9 protein-coding genes and 2 rRNA genes (1 of these 11 cut by a window edge) are annotated in these 12040 nt (G+C 44.2%); 6 read left to right on the plus strand and 5 right to left on the minus strand.

Features of this window, described 5'->3' with window-relative positions; translation table 11 throughout:
- Together AN213_RS04410 and rrf are read left to right on the plus strand one after the other, a co-directional pair.
- Nucleotides 1-1911 (plus strand): 23S ribosomal RNA (locus AN213_RS04410) (it extends 973 nt beyond the left edge of the window).
- Between the two features lie 180 nt (nucleotides 1912-2091).
- A 5S ribosomal RNA gene (gene rrf, locus AN213_RS04415) occupies nucleotides 2092-2206 on the plus strand.
- 611 nt (nucleotides 2207-2817) lie between these two features.
- Here rrf and AN213_RS04420 read toward each other — a convergent pair.
- From AN213_RS04420 to gpmM, 4 genes are read right to left on the minus strand one after another with little or no spacing between them, the layout of a single operon-like run.
- On the minus strand, nucleotides 2818-3576 hold the full coding sequence (locus AN213_RS04420; protein ID WP_055197631.1) for a divergent polysaccharide deacetylase family protein: 759 nt from the start codon (nucleotides 3574-3576) through the stop codon (nucleotides 2818-2820).
- Nucleotides 3577-3611: 35 nt separating this feature from the next.
- Entirely contained in the window at nucleotides 3612-4880 is a 1269-nt protein-coding gene (locus AN213_RS04425) for a S41 family peptidase (RefSeq protein WP_055197633.1), read from the minus strand.
- A 35-nt stretch (nucleotides 4881-4915) separates the two neighbouring features.
- On the minus strand, nucleotides 4916-6055 hold the full coding sequence (locus AN213_RS04430) for a murein hydrolase activator EnvC (RefSeq protein WP_054562804.1): 1140 nt from the start codon (nucleotides 6053-6055) through the stop codon (nucleotides 4916-4918).
- 3 nt (nucleotides 6056-6058) lie between these two features.
- Nucleotides 6059-7603: a 2,3-bisphosphoglycerate-independent phosphoglycerate mutase gene (gene gpmM, locus AN213_RS04435; protein WP_054562803.1), complete on the minus strand. Its 1545-nt coding sequence runs from the start codon at nucleotides 7601-7603 to the stop codon at nucleotides 6059-6061.
- A gap of 192 nt (nucleotides 7604-7795) precedes the next feature.
- Between gpmM and AN213_RS04440 the strand changes: the two genes are divergently transcribed.
- Genes AN213_RS04440 through gpsA form a run of 4 tightly spaced genes read left to right on the plus strand, consistent with a single transcriptional unit; the run spans nucleotide 7796 to nucleotide 10053 of the window.
- On the plus strand, nucleotides 7796-8227 hold the full coding sequence (locus tag AN213_RS04440; protein ID WP_054562817.1) for a rhodanese-like domain-containing protein: 432 nt from the start codon (nucleotides 7796-7798) through the stop codon (nucleotides 8225-8227).
- Between the two features lie 30 nt (nucleotides 8228-8257).
- Nucleotides 8258-8515 carry a glutaredoxin 3 gene (gene grxC, locus AN213_RS04445; RefSeq protein WP_054550973.1) on the plus strand — a complete coding sequence of 86 codons (258 nt, stop codon included), beginning with the start codon at nucleotides 8258-8260 and terminating at the stop codon, nucleotides 8513-8515.
- A 41-nt stretch (nucleotides 8516-8556) separates the two neighbouring features.
- Complete coding sequence (gene secB, locus AN213_RS04450; RefSeq protein WP_054550974.1) at nucleotides 8557-9042, plus strand: protein-export chaperone SecB; 486 nt, start codon at nucleotides 8557-8559, stop codon at nucleotides 9040-9042.
- A gap of 3 nt (nucleotides 9043-9045) precedes the next feature.
- On the plus strand, nucleotides 9046-10053 hold the full coding sequence (gpsA, locus tag AN213_RS04455) for an NAD(P)H-dependent glycerol-3-phosphate dehydrogenase (protein WP_054562802.1): 1008 nt from the start codon (nucleotides 9046-9048) through the stop codon (nucleotides 10051-10053).
- A gap of 74 nt (nucleotides 10054-10127) precedes the next feature.
- Here gpsA and AN213_RS04460 read toward each other — a convergent pair whose 3' ends face one another.
- Nucleotides 10128-12011, minus strand: a complete 1884-nt coding sequence (locus AN213_RS04460; RefSeq protein ID WP_054562801.1) for a bifunctional diguanylate cyclase/phosphodiesterase — start codon at nucleotides 12009-12011, stop codon at nucleotides 10128-10130.
- Nucleotides 12012-12040: the final 29 nt, after the last annotated feature.

The raw sequence follows: 12040 nt of genomic DNA on the forward strand, positions 1-12040 counted from the left end.
CCGCCAGCTAAGGTCCCAAAGTCATAGTTAAGTGGGAAACGATGTGGAAAGGCCCAGACAGCCAGGAGGTTGGCTTAGAAGCAGCCATCCTTTAAAGAAAGCGTAATAGCTCACTGGTCGAGTCGGTCTGCGCGGAAGATGTAACGGGGCTAAACTATGCACCGAAGCTGCGGATTCAAAATTTATTTTGAGTGGTAGGGGAGCGTTCTGTAAGCCGTTGAAGGTGTACCGGGAGGTATGCTGGAGGTATCAGAAGTGCGAATGCTGACATGAGTAACGATAATGCGGGTGAAAAACCCGCACGCCGGAAGACCAAGGGTTCCTATCCCATGTTAATCAGGGTAGGGTAAGTCGACCCCTAAGGCGAGGCCGAAAGGCGTAGTCGATGGGAAACGGGTTAATATTCCCGTACTTGGTATAATTGCGATGGGGGGACGGAGCAGGCTAAACAAGCATGGCGTTGGTTGTCCATGTGAAAGTGAGTAGGTTGAGAGTTTAGGAAAATCCGGACTCTTAAGACTGAGACACGAGACGAGCACCCAAGGGTGTGAAGTTGTTGATGCCATACTTCCAGGAAAAGCCTCTAAGCTTCAGATTATACCGAATCGTACCCCAAACCGACACAGGTGGTCAGGTAGAGAATACTAAGGCGCTTGAGAGAACTCGGGTGAAGGAACTAGGCAAAATTGTACCGTAACTTCGGGAGAAGGTACGCTCCTATCTGTGATGAGACTTGCTCTCTAAGCGGACGGGAGCCGCAGTGACCAGGTGGCTGGGACTGTTTATTAAAAACACAGCACTGTGCAAAATCGCAAGATGACGTATACGGTGTGACACCTGCCCGGTGCCGGAAGGTTAATTGATGGGGTTAGTTTTCGGACGAAGCTCTTGATCGAAGCCCCGGTAAACGGCGGCCGTAACTATAACGGTCCTAAGGTAGCGAAATTCCTTGTCGGGTAAGTTCCGACCTGCACGAATGGTGTAACCATGGCCACGCTGTCTCCACCCGAGACTCAGTGAAATTGAAATCGCAGTGAAGATGCTGTGTACCCGCGGCTAGACGGAAAGACCCCGTGAACCTTTACTACAGCTTGGCACTGAACATTGACCCTACATGTGTAGGATAGGTGGGAGGCTTTGAAGCAGAAACGCTAGTTTTTGTGGAGCCGTCCTTGAAATACCACCCTTGTAGTGTTGATGTTCTAACGTTGGCCCCTAATCGGGGTTACGGACAGTGCCTGGTGGGTAGTTTGACTGGGGCGGTCTCCTCCCAAAGAGTAACGGAGGAGCACGAAGGTTGGCTAAGTACGGTCGGACATCGTACGGTTAGTGTAATGGTAGAAGCCAGCTTAACTGCGAGACAGACACGTCGAGCAGGTACGAAAGTAGGTCATAGTGATCCGGTGGTTCTGAATGGAAGGGCCATCGCTCAACGGATAAAAGGTACTCCGGGGATAACAGGCTGATACCGCCCAAGAGTTCATATCGACGGCGGTGTTTGGCACCTCGATGTCGGCTCATCACATCCTGGGGCTGAAGTCGGTCCCAAGGGTATGGCTGTTCGCCATTTAAAGTGGTACGCGAGCTGGGTTTAGAACGTCGTGAGACAGTTCGGTCCCTATCTGCCGTGGGCGTTTGAGAATTGAGAGGGGTTGCTCCTAGTACGAGAGGACCGGAGTGAACGAACCGCTGGTGTTCGGGTTGTCATGCCAATGGCACTGCCCGGTAGCTACGTTCGGAACTGATAAGCGCTGAAAGCATCTAAGCGCGAAGCAGGCCTCGAGATGAGTTCTCACTAGACTTTTAAAGTCTCTGAAGGGCCGTTGAAGACTACAACGTTGATAGGCAGGATGTGGAAGTGGTGTGAGCCATTAAGCTAACCTGTACTAATTACCCGTGAGGCTTAACCATACAACGCCAAACGCGTTTTATGACAGCGTAACTTAAGTTACTAAAGTAGACATTTACTTGATATCAGAATTCCAGATTTATGTAGGGTGAACCGCAACGCTTAACGCGAAATCAGTTCACCTTGCGCAAAGGACTCGTAAGCGCTACGCGCTTTGTCGAGAATCCTTTCCACGCCTTTTGCTTGGTGACAATAGCGTTTTGGACCCACCTGACCCCATGCCGAACTCAGTAGTGAAACGAAACAGCGCCGATGATAGTGTAGCAGCTGCTATGTGAAAGTAGGTCATCGCCAGGCTCCAAATAAGAGAAAGCCCGATTCGAAAGAGTCGGGCTTTTTTGCGTTTTAGCTGTCAGCTATCAGCCATCAGCCATCAGCGGTCAGCCGTCAGCCGTCAGCTGAACTGTGGGGTTTTTTAGTACAGAGTCACCCTTAGCAAAACAACCCCTGTAGGAGGCACTTCAGTGCCGAATCAGACCATAACAAACACATTCACGGCTAAAGCCATTCCTACGTGATGAGAAGGTTAGACGTTAGATATTAGATGTCAGTTGATCTACCGGGTTGTTAGGTAACTGAGTCACCCTCAGCAACAAACCCTGTAGGAGGTACTTCAGTGCCGAATTCAGACCTTTACAAACACATTCATGGCTAAAGCCATTCCNCGTAGGAGGCACTTCAGTGCCGAATTCAGACCTTTACAAACACATTCATGGCTAAAGCCATTCCAACAAGTACACTTTGCCTAGAACCTAGAACCTCCACCTATCGGCTGATCGCTGACGGCTGAAAGCTGATAGCTCTGGCGTAGGTTGGGTTTCGCTTCGCTCTAGCCAACCTACGCCAGACCTCAAAACTTTACTCTTTCAACTTTCCCCTCGCTAACTCGCAACTCACGTTTATAACACTCATTCCCCTTGTCTTTGCTCTGCTTTGGCAAGCTGAATGTATTTTGTTTCGACTAGTTGTGAGAGGGGAACAAGTTCGAAGCCTTGTTGTTGTAGTTCAGGGAGGGCTTGTTGTAGAAAAGCAACGGTTTCTGGGTAGGGGTGGGCAATGGCGATTGCGTAGTTGAAGTGTTCAGCTTTGCTTTTTAGCTCTTCTAGTTGATGTTGTAGCTGACTTTGGGTGACATTGTTATCAAGAAATACATGGCGAGATACATTAGCCACACCATAGAGGTTAGCAACGTTTTGTGCTTCACTTCGACTCGTTGTACGGCTATCTAAGAAGTATAAACCGCGTTTCTTTAATATTTCCATCGTCCATTTCATTGGCTCTGTAAGTTGTGTTAACTCAGAGCCCATGTGGTTATTGACCCCTTTTACTTGTGGTAGAGAGGCTAATGCATGGCCAAGGGTTGTTTGTAACTCTGACTTACCCATAGTATCAGTGAGTGCACCCGGACCAAGTGCTTTAGTTTTATCAAGCGCTTGCATTGGTACATGTAAAAGTAGTTCTTTATGAGTTCTACTGGCGCGTTCAGCAAATATTTGCGAATAGGGTGTATGGGGCAAGATTGAGAAGGTCACTTGCCCTGGTAAGTTTAATATTTCAAGATCTCGCTGATGATTGCCTATATCATCAATTACTATGGCTATTTGCTTTGCTTGGCAGAATAGCGGTAGGCAACATACGGCGAGTAATAAGCCTGTTTTTAAGTTCACTTTTTGTAATTATTATATCCGTTGTGAGCATTTACTTACTGCATAATAACGAGCTGCTTTGCTGTAAGTTGCTTTTTGTCTTGTCTATCTAGAAGTGAGCTAAAAAGCGCCAATTCTTGGATGTTTTTTATTATAACGCCTTGGTCAATTTCTGAAAGCATTGTTTGATTAATACTCACATCTGGGGTGATCCCTTTACCATCGATAGATTGACCCGCAGGTGTGTAATAACGTGCTGTAGTCAGTTTTAATGCGGTATTACCGTTACCTAAAGGTATCAGCGATTGCACTGAGCCCTTACCAAAAGAGGTTTCGCCAATTAGCACCGCTCGTTGATTATCTCTTAATGCTGCTGCAAGTATTTCAGCGGCAGAGGCTGAGTTTTCGTTAATCAGTACAGCAATGGGAGCGCCACTGAGTATGTCGCCTTTATGGGCTTTATACTTCTGATTAGCTTCATTAAAGCGGCCTTTGGTTGACACTATGGTGCCGTTATCTAAAAACAGATCTGCAACTTCAATGGCCCCTTGTAATGTACCGCCTGGGTTATCGCGTAAATCAATAATTAAACCTGAAAGAGGGAAGCTATTGGTGACCTGCATTTTTGCAAGCTCCCGAGCAACATCGTGTAATGTGTGGTTATTGAATGAGTTGATACTGATAAGCGCAACGCCTGTATCTGCTAAATGGCCATGAACGCTTTGTAAGTTGATTTGTTGGCGCTTAATCGAGAAGTTTAGCTCAGTATCTTTCTCTCTTTTAACAGCGACATCGACAGCACTTTGACCGCTTTGGCGAATTAATTTAGCCACTTCTTCGATGCTTTTGTCTAAAATAGGTTGTTGATTAATCGCAATAACTTCATCATTTACCTGAAGACCCGCAAGCGCCGCAGGTGAGTTATTAATAGTGTTAACAATATACACGCGACCATCTTCAACTTTTACTTCGATACCGAGTCCTGTGTATCTACCATTAGTGCTACTGAAGATAGCATCGAGCTCAGTTTCATCCAGATATTTTGAATATGGATCAAGGCGTTCGAATAACGCTTCGACTTGTAAGTTATCAGGCTGGGTTACAAATGTGTTTTGTAGTTTCAGATCATCAACATAATATGTATGGATATTAAATAGGATTTCGTTTAGTTGCTGATGCTGTAGTGACTGTAACGAGGGTTTTGCAACAGCCTGAAACGATTGCAGTATCAGGCATAGCAAGCTGACAAGTAATAAAAAAGACAGCTGAGTAAAAAACTTAGCTGGGGAAAAATGAGCTTTGTAAGAGTAAGTTGTGTTTAGCATCAGCTGCTCCTCATAGAGTGCAGCTATTTAATCAATTAAATGCGTCTGCACCATTTTACAGGATTTACTGCGCGTCCTTTGTGGCGTATTTCAAAGTATAGACCAGGATCCGGTTGTCCGCCGCTTTGACCGACTAATGCAATTGTTTCGCCTTCTCTAACAAGGTCGCCAACATCGCGAAGTAGAGTTTGAGCGTGACCATATAAGCTCATAAAGCCATCGCCATGATCAATAGCGATAACCCAGCCAAAGCCATTTAGCCAGTCTGCGTAAACAACTTGGCCGTTCTGTACGCTTTTAACATTACTGCCTTCTTTAGCGCTGATAAGTACGCCTTTCCAATCTATGTTGCCGTGCTTGCGTTGCCCAAAGCGGTGGCGTAATGCCCCTTTAGTTGGCCAGTCGAGTTTGCCCTTACTACTTTGTAAGCCTAGTAATTCAACCTTTTCACTTCGCTCTTGTTCAAGCTCTTCAATGGCGGTGATCAGGGTTTGCTCATTTTCTTTTAAGTAATCAATAGAGCTTTTCGTTTCTTTTAACGCTGACTGGAGTTTATTGAGGTTAGTTTTACGCTCTTGTTGTGCATTGACTAGAGCTTGCTGGCGTCTTTTTTGCTCATCATATAAGGCAACTAGACGTTGTTTGGTTTTTTCAAGCTGAGCTTGGTTGTCTGCAATTTCTTGCTGTAGTGCTTTGAGCTCTTCAATTTGCTCAATACGTGCTTTATTTAAATAATTATAATAACTTAGTGTGCGCTCAATTTTGGCTGTGTCTTGTTGGTTAAGCAACATTTTTGAGTAGTCATGGCTACCCGCCATGTAGGCGCTTTTTAGTTGTGCAGCTAATAAGGTTTGGCGCTGTGCTTGCTGGGCTTTAAGTTGCTCGGCTTTAGCTTGTTGTTCTCGTTGTTGTTGCTCATTTTCTTTAACAGATTGGGCGGCAAGGTTTAATGCTTTTGCATTTTGAGCTATGTCGAGTTCATGGGCGCGCAGATCTTTGCGCATTTGGGCAATGGACTTGCGTTGACCTTTAAGCTCAGCCTCTGTTTTTTGTAAAGCTGATTGAATGTCTGATAAGTCTTTTTTGGTTTGATCTTCATTAGCAACAACCGAAGTTGCTACTAATGAAGTCAGTATTAAACCAGTTTTAAGGAAGTGGTTAATACATTTACTCATAGCTTATTTCAGCGTCATGATTGGTTTACCAGTCATTTCACTTGGCTGCTCTAAGCCGAGTAGGTGAAGCATGGTTGGAGCCACGTCACTCAATGTTTTACCATCATGTGGTGTTGCATCACGGCCAACATAGATAAATGGCACTGGCTCACTGGTGTGTGCGGTATGTGCTTGGCCCGTTGCTGGGTTAGCCATTTGTTCAGCATTACCATGATCGGCTGTAATAAGCGCTTCACCACCATGTTCTTCAAGTGCTGCAACTACACGACCAATACAATGATCAACTGCTTCACATGCTTTCACTGCTGCTTCGAATACGCCTGAGTGACCTACCATGTCTCCGTTAGGGTAGTTACAGATGATGGCATCGTATTTACCGCTAGCGATTGCTTCAACCAATTTATCGGTCAGCATTTCAGAGTTCATTTCTGGTTGCAGATCGTATGTTGCAACTTGTGGTGATGGAATTAGTTCGCGAGTCTCACCAACAAATTCATCTTCACGGCCACCGCTGAAGAAAAAGGTCACGTGTGCGTATTTTTCTGTTTCAGAAATACGTAGCTGTGTTTTACCTTGCTTCTCTAACCATTCGCCTAATACATTTGTTAAAGGCTCTGGGGCAAACGCAATCGGCGCTTTAATGTCTGCTGCGTACTCTGTCATCATCACAAAAGCGCTTAACTGTGGTGATTTTTTCTTATCAAAACCACTGAAGTCAGCATCAACAAAGGCACGAGTCATTTCACGTGCTCGGTCTGCTCTGAAGTTAGCAAAGATAACTGTGTCGCCGTCATTGATCTCAGCAGCTGCTTGGCCTTCTGGCACAACAGTTGTTGCTGCTACGAACTCGTCGTTCTCGTCACGTGCGTATGCGGCTTCTAGTGCGGTTACACCGTCAGTGTAGCTGTATTCAGCAATGCCACTAACCATAACATCATATGCAAGCTCGACACGATTCCAACGGTTATCGCGGTCCATTGCATAGTAACGACCAACAAGCGTCGCTAAACGGCCACAGCCAAGTTCTGCAAATAAGGCTTCGATGCGCTCAATTGATGCTTTTGCACTACGTGGCGGTGTGTCACGGCCGTCTAAGAAACCGTGGAAGTAAACTTCTTTTGCACCGCGCTTAGCAGCAAGTTCAATCGTTGCCACAATGTGGTCTTCATGACTATGAACACCACCTGGGCTTAAAAGCCCCATAATATGCACGGCTTTGCCTGCATTTACAGCTTTGTCGATATTATCAACAAGCGCTGGGTTGCTATCGAACTCACCATCATCAATGGCTTTTGTGATGCGAGTAAAGTCTTGATAAACGATACGGCCAGCACCTAAATTTACGTGACCTACTTCAGAGTTACCCATTTGTCCTGCAGGTAAACCAACATCAAGTCCCGAACCTGAAATTAATGTATGTGGGCGGGTTGCCCAAAGGTTGTCGAGTACTGGGGTATTAGCAGCAAGTATGGCGTTACTTTCTGTGTCTTCACGGTATCCCCAACCGTCTAAGATCATTAATACCAATGGTTTTTTATGCTCTGTCATTATAGCTCCTGAAGATTGGCACTTATATATCACTAGCATACCGTGTTTTATGGTTTTGATCAGCTATCAATATGTCATATTAAAATATTTCACGCCCTAGCATTTTCAATTCAAGCACGTATACTTGCGTGGCAAATTTTAATTAACCCATGGCTATGCGCTGTGGTATCTAAATTTCTTAGTGGAAAACGCATGGATCAATATATTGAATTTATCTCAAATCATCCGGTTTTGAGCATTATCTGGTTAGCATTAGTCGCTATGCTGATCAGCAGTTGGTTTAAAAGTAAATTTTCGGCTATCCGTCAAATCAACCCACAGCAACTTACCTTGCTAATTAACCGTGATGATGGTCAAGTGATTGATATACGTGCACAAAAAGAGTTTAACTCTGGCCGTATTGCAGGCGCAACTCACTTAAATCCAGAAAAAGCAAAGCAATCTGATTTTTCAAGCCTTGAAAAGTTTAAGACTAAACCCATTATACTAGTATGTACCACGGGCATGACTGCCTCAGGTATCGCAACTGCAATGCATAAAGCAGGTTTTGAGCGTGTTTATGTATTAGCGGGCGGTATGGGCGCTTGGCAATCAGCTAGCTTACCTACAACGACCGGTCGTTAATAAGGCTCACTGCCCGATAGAGGAATTATTATGAGTAATGTTGTTCTTTACACAAAAGCATACTGTCCATTCTGCCAACGTGCTTTGGCGTTATTAGACAGTAAAGGTGTAGACTACACGAATATCGATATTGGTGTTCACCCTGAGCGTCGTGATGAAATGATCGACAAAGCAAATGGTGGTTACACAGTTCCGCAAATTTTCATTAATGATGAACATATCGGCGGTTGTGACGACATGATGGCAATTGAAGCACAAGGCCTTTTAGACGCAAAGCTTAACGCTTAATAAACTTTAAATATAAAAACGAATACAAGTTAGGAATTACAATGAACGAAGAAAATCAAAACGCAGCAGCAGAACAAGCCGGCGCTCAATTCTCAATCCAACGCATCTATACTAAAGATGTTTCATTTGAGACGCCTAACTCACCTGCTATTTTCCAAAAAGAGTGGACTCCTGAAGTTAAGCTTGACTTAGATACTCGTTCTAACAAATTAGAAGAAGGCGTGTTTGAAGTTGTTCTTGCTTTAACAGTAACAGCTTCAATCGGTGAAGAAACTGCATTCCTATGTGAAATCCAACAAGCGGGTATTTTCACAATTGGCGAAGTTGAAGAAGTTCAACTTGCACACATGTTAGGTGCTTTCTGCCCGAACGTACTTTTCCCTTACGCACGTGAAGCAGTATCAAACCTAGTTAACCGTGGTACTTTCCCACAATTAAACTTAGCGCCAGTTAACTTTGACGCACTATTTGCTCAATACATGCAACAACGTGCTGCTCAAGACCAACAGGCAACTGCAGACGCATAAGCTATGAGTACAGCACAATCAGCTGTTACAGTATTAGGGGCGGGGTCTTATGGCACCGCCCTTGCTATTTGCTTTGCCAGAAATGGCCACCCAGTGACTTTGTGGGGCCGCAATAGCGATGACGTTGCTACGCTTGCAGCTGAGCGAAAGAATCAACGTTATGTTCCGGATGTTAGCTTTCCTGACACCCTCCAACTAGAAGCAGATTTAGAAACGGCAGTTAAAGCAAGCAAGATCATTTTGGTTGTTGTGCCGAGTCATGCTTTTGCTGGCACGCTGCAAAAAATCAAACCTTGGTTGTCAGAAGGTGCTGAAGTTGCATGGGCTACCAAAGGTTTAGAGCCAAATACAGGGCGTTTACTGCAAGAAGTAGCGGTACAAGAGCTAGGCGATGATGTTCCTCTGGCTGTGCTTTCAGGACCTACTTTTGCAAAAGAAATGGCAATGGGCTTACCAACCGCTATTTCGGTGTCGTCGACCTCTAAAGACTTCGCTAAGCAATTAGCTGACCTTTTACACTGTGGCCGCTCATTTAGGGTTTATAACAATGATGACTTCATTGGTATACAGCTTGGTGGCGCAGTTAAAAATGTGATTGCGATTGGCGCAGGTATGTCTGATGGTTTTGGCTTTGGTGCTAACGCACGTACAGCCTTAATCACTCGCGGTTTAGCTGAGCTGTGCCGTTTAGGGTGTGCATTAGGTGCTCGTTCAGATACCTTTATGGGGATGGCTGGCCTCGGTGACTTAATCTTAACCTGTACAGATAACCAATCTCGTAACCGTCGCTTTGGTCTTGCTCTTGGCAAGGGTGAAGGCGTAGAAGCTGCAATTGAATCTATTGGTCAGGTTGTTGAAGGCTATAGAAATACCAAAGAAGTGTATTTACTTGCTGAGCGCACAGGTATTGAAATGCCAATAACGGAGCAAATTTACCAAGTACTTTATGAAAATAAAGATGTAAAAGAAGCTGCGATGGCACTACTTGGCCGTGAGCAAAAATCTGAATAATTTAGATTGTGCATTGTTAAATAAAAAACGCGATTTATTAATCGCGTTTTTTATTTGATGTACCGTTGCAACCACTAGCTAGATTGCTGCTTTTCTAGCGTGTCATTAATAAATTCGCTGACTTGATTGGCTTTTAATGGCTTGCAGTAATAGTAACCTTGTTGAAAATGACAACCCATAATATGCAGCATGTAGGCTTGCTCTTCAGTTTCTACTCCTTCAGCAACCACATTTATGTCCAAATACTTAGCTAGACGCACTATGGTGGCGGTGATATTACGGTCTTGGTCGTTTTTATCGATATCTTTAACGAATGATTTGTCGATTTTGAGTGTATCGATTGGAAAACGCTTTAAGTAACTGAGTGATGAATGACCTGTTCCAAAGTCATCCAGCGCGATGTGCACACCAATCGATTTAATGCGCTTCATTTGCTGCTCTGCAAATTCAGGATTATCCATCATGGCGCTTTCTGTGATCTCGAGTTCTAAGCAATGTGCTGGAACGTCAAATTTAGCCAAGTTGTCGATGAGTGTTTCAATAAGGCTACTTTGCTGAAAGTGTAAGGCTGAAATATTAATAGCGACATTACCAAACGAAATGTTTTGTTTTCGCCACTGGGCTAGTTGATTAAGCAGCTGCTCCATCAGTAATTGGGTGAGCGGAATAATGGCACCATTTTGTTCGGCAAGCGGAATGAACTCATCGGGGTTAATAACACTGCCATCTTCTTGAGGCCAGCGAACTAATGCTTCAAAGCCGTATAACTGATTATGCTGGGCATCAAACTTTGGCTGAAAATAAAGCTCAAACTCATTGTTGGTGATTGCTTTGAATAAAGCACTCTCTTTGGTTAATTCGGTTGGGTCGAGGGTATGACGGTCTTTATCAAAAAATTGATACGTATTACGGCCCATTTTTTTTGCATGATTCAAAGCACTATTTGCGCTGCGCATTAAGTATTCACAGTTGTAGGCGTTGTCTGGGTAGATAGCAAGACCACAACAGGCAGATAGTGAAGTCTCAAAACCATCTAACATAAATGGGGTTTTAAACTGCTGAAGCACGATGTCTGCGGTTTTTTTAGCAAAAAATACGGTTTGACCAGAATAAAGGTAGGGCGGCACGAGTACCGCAAATTCATCTGCACCGAGTCTTGCAATGGTAAAGCCTGAATTTAGAGAGTCAGTTAAACGACAGGCTACTTCTTTTAGTAGTACATCGCCAATTGTGTGACCAAGGGAGTCGTTAATCTTTTTGAAATTGTCTATGTCGATAAAGATGATTAGTAGACTAGGGTAAGTGTCGTTACAAGCATTGATTGCTTTTTCAAGGGACTCTATAAAAATGGCACGGTTTGATAAGCCTGTGACACTGTCTTTGGTAGTGAGCTTGAGCATAGTTCGCTCGTTATTCTTACGAGCTGTGACATCAGAAAACATGCCAACGTAACGTACAGAGCTTTTTGCAAAGCGTGGTGTGGTCACTTTTGTTATACATAAATCAATGGCGTAGGGTTGCCCATCTTTGCGTAAATTCCAAATTTCGCCAGACCAATAACCGTCATTTCTTAGTTCTTGTTGGATGATTTCTTCGAGTTGTGTATCACGGCCGGCTTGCGTTAATGCTTTGAATTTTTTACCAAGTACATCAGCTTTCTTATAACCCGATATTTCACTAAATGCGTTATTGATTTCTATGATCCTAAACTGTTCATCGGTGACCCAAATGCCATCTTTAGACTGGGAAAGTAGGGCATCCATCAGCGTCATCTTTTGGTTTCTTTGATAGTAAATGACTGCACCAATGAGGATGACAATCGCTAAAAGGATCAGTAGTAACAGGGGCGTTGTATTAGGGGCTTGCGAGATAGAGGGATTAGACACAGCAGCAGAAGCAGCACTATAAAAGTGCTGCATCAGCAAAATGATACTGCATACTCTGGCGAAAAAGCGCATTAAAATCCATCTTTAGGAACAAACTAACC

Origin of the sequence: Pseudoalteromonas sp. P1-8 (assembly GCF_001399985.1) — a bacterium.
Classification (GTDB): Bacteria; Pseudomonadota; Gammaproteobacteria; order Enterobacterales; family Alteromonadaceae; genus Pseudoalteromonas.

Bases quoted from the DNA above. Each gene is read 5' to 3' on its own strand.
- AN213_RS04425 (WP_055197633.1), bottom strand. From the start codon at position 4,880: ATGCTAAACACAACTTACTCTTACAAAGCTCATTTTTCCCCAGCTAAG.
- AN213_RS04430 (WP_054562804.1), bottom strand. From the start codon at position 6,055: ATGAGTAAATGTATTAACCACTTCCTTAAAACTGGTTTAATACTGACT.
- gpmM (WP_054562803.1), bottom strand. From the start codon at position 7,603: ATGACAGAGCATAAAAAACCATTGGTATTAATGATCTTAGACGGTTGG.
- AN213_RS04440 (WP_054562817.1), top strand. From the start codon at position 7,796: ATGGATCAATATATTGAATTTATCTCAAATCATCCGGTTTTGAGCATT.
- grxC (WP_054550973.1), top strand. From the start codon at position 8,258: ATGAGTAATGTTGTTCTTTACACAAAAGCATACTGTCCATTCTGCCAA.
- secB (WP_054550974.1), top strand. From the start codon at position 8,557: ATGAACGAAGAAAATCAAAACGCAGCAGCAGAACAAGCCGGCGCTCAA.
- gpsA (WP_054562802.1), top strand. From the start codon at position 9,046: ATGAGTACAGCACAATCAGCTGTTACAGTATTAGGGGCGGGGTCTTAT.
- AN213_RS04460 (WP_054562801.1), bottom strand. From the start codon at position 12,011: ATGCGCTTTTTCGCCAGAGTATGCAGTATCATTTTGCTGATGCAGCAC.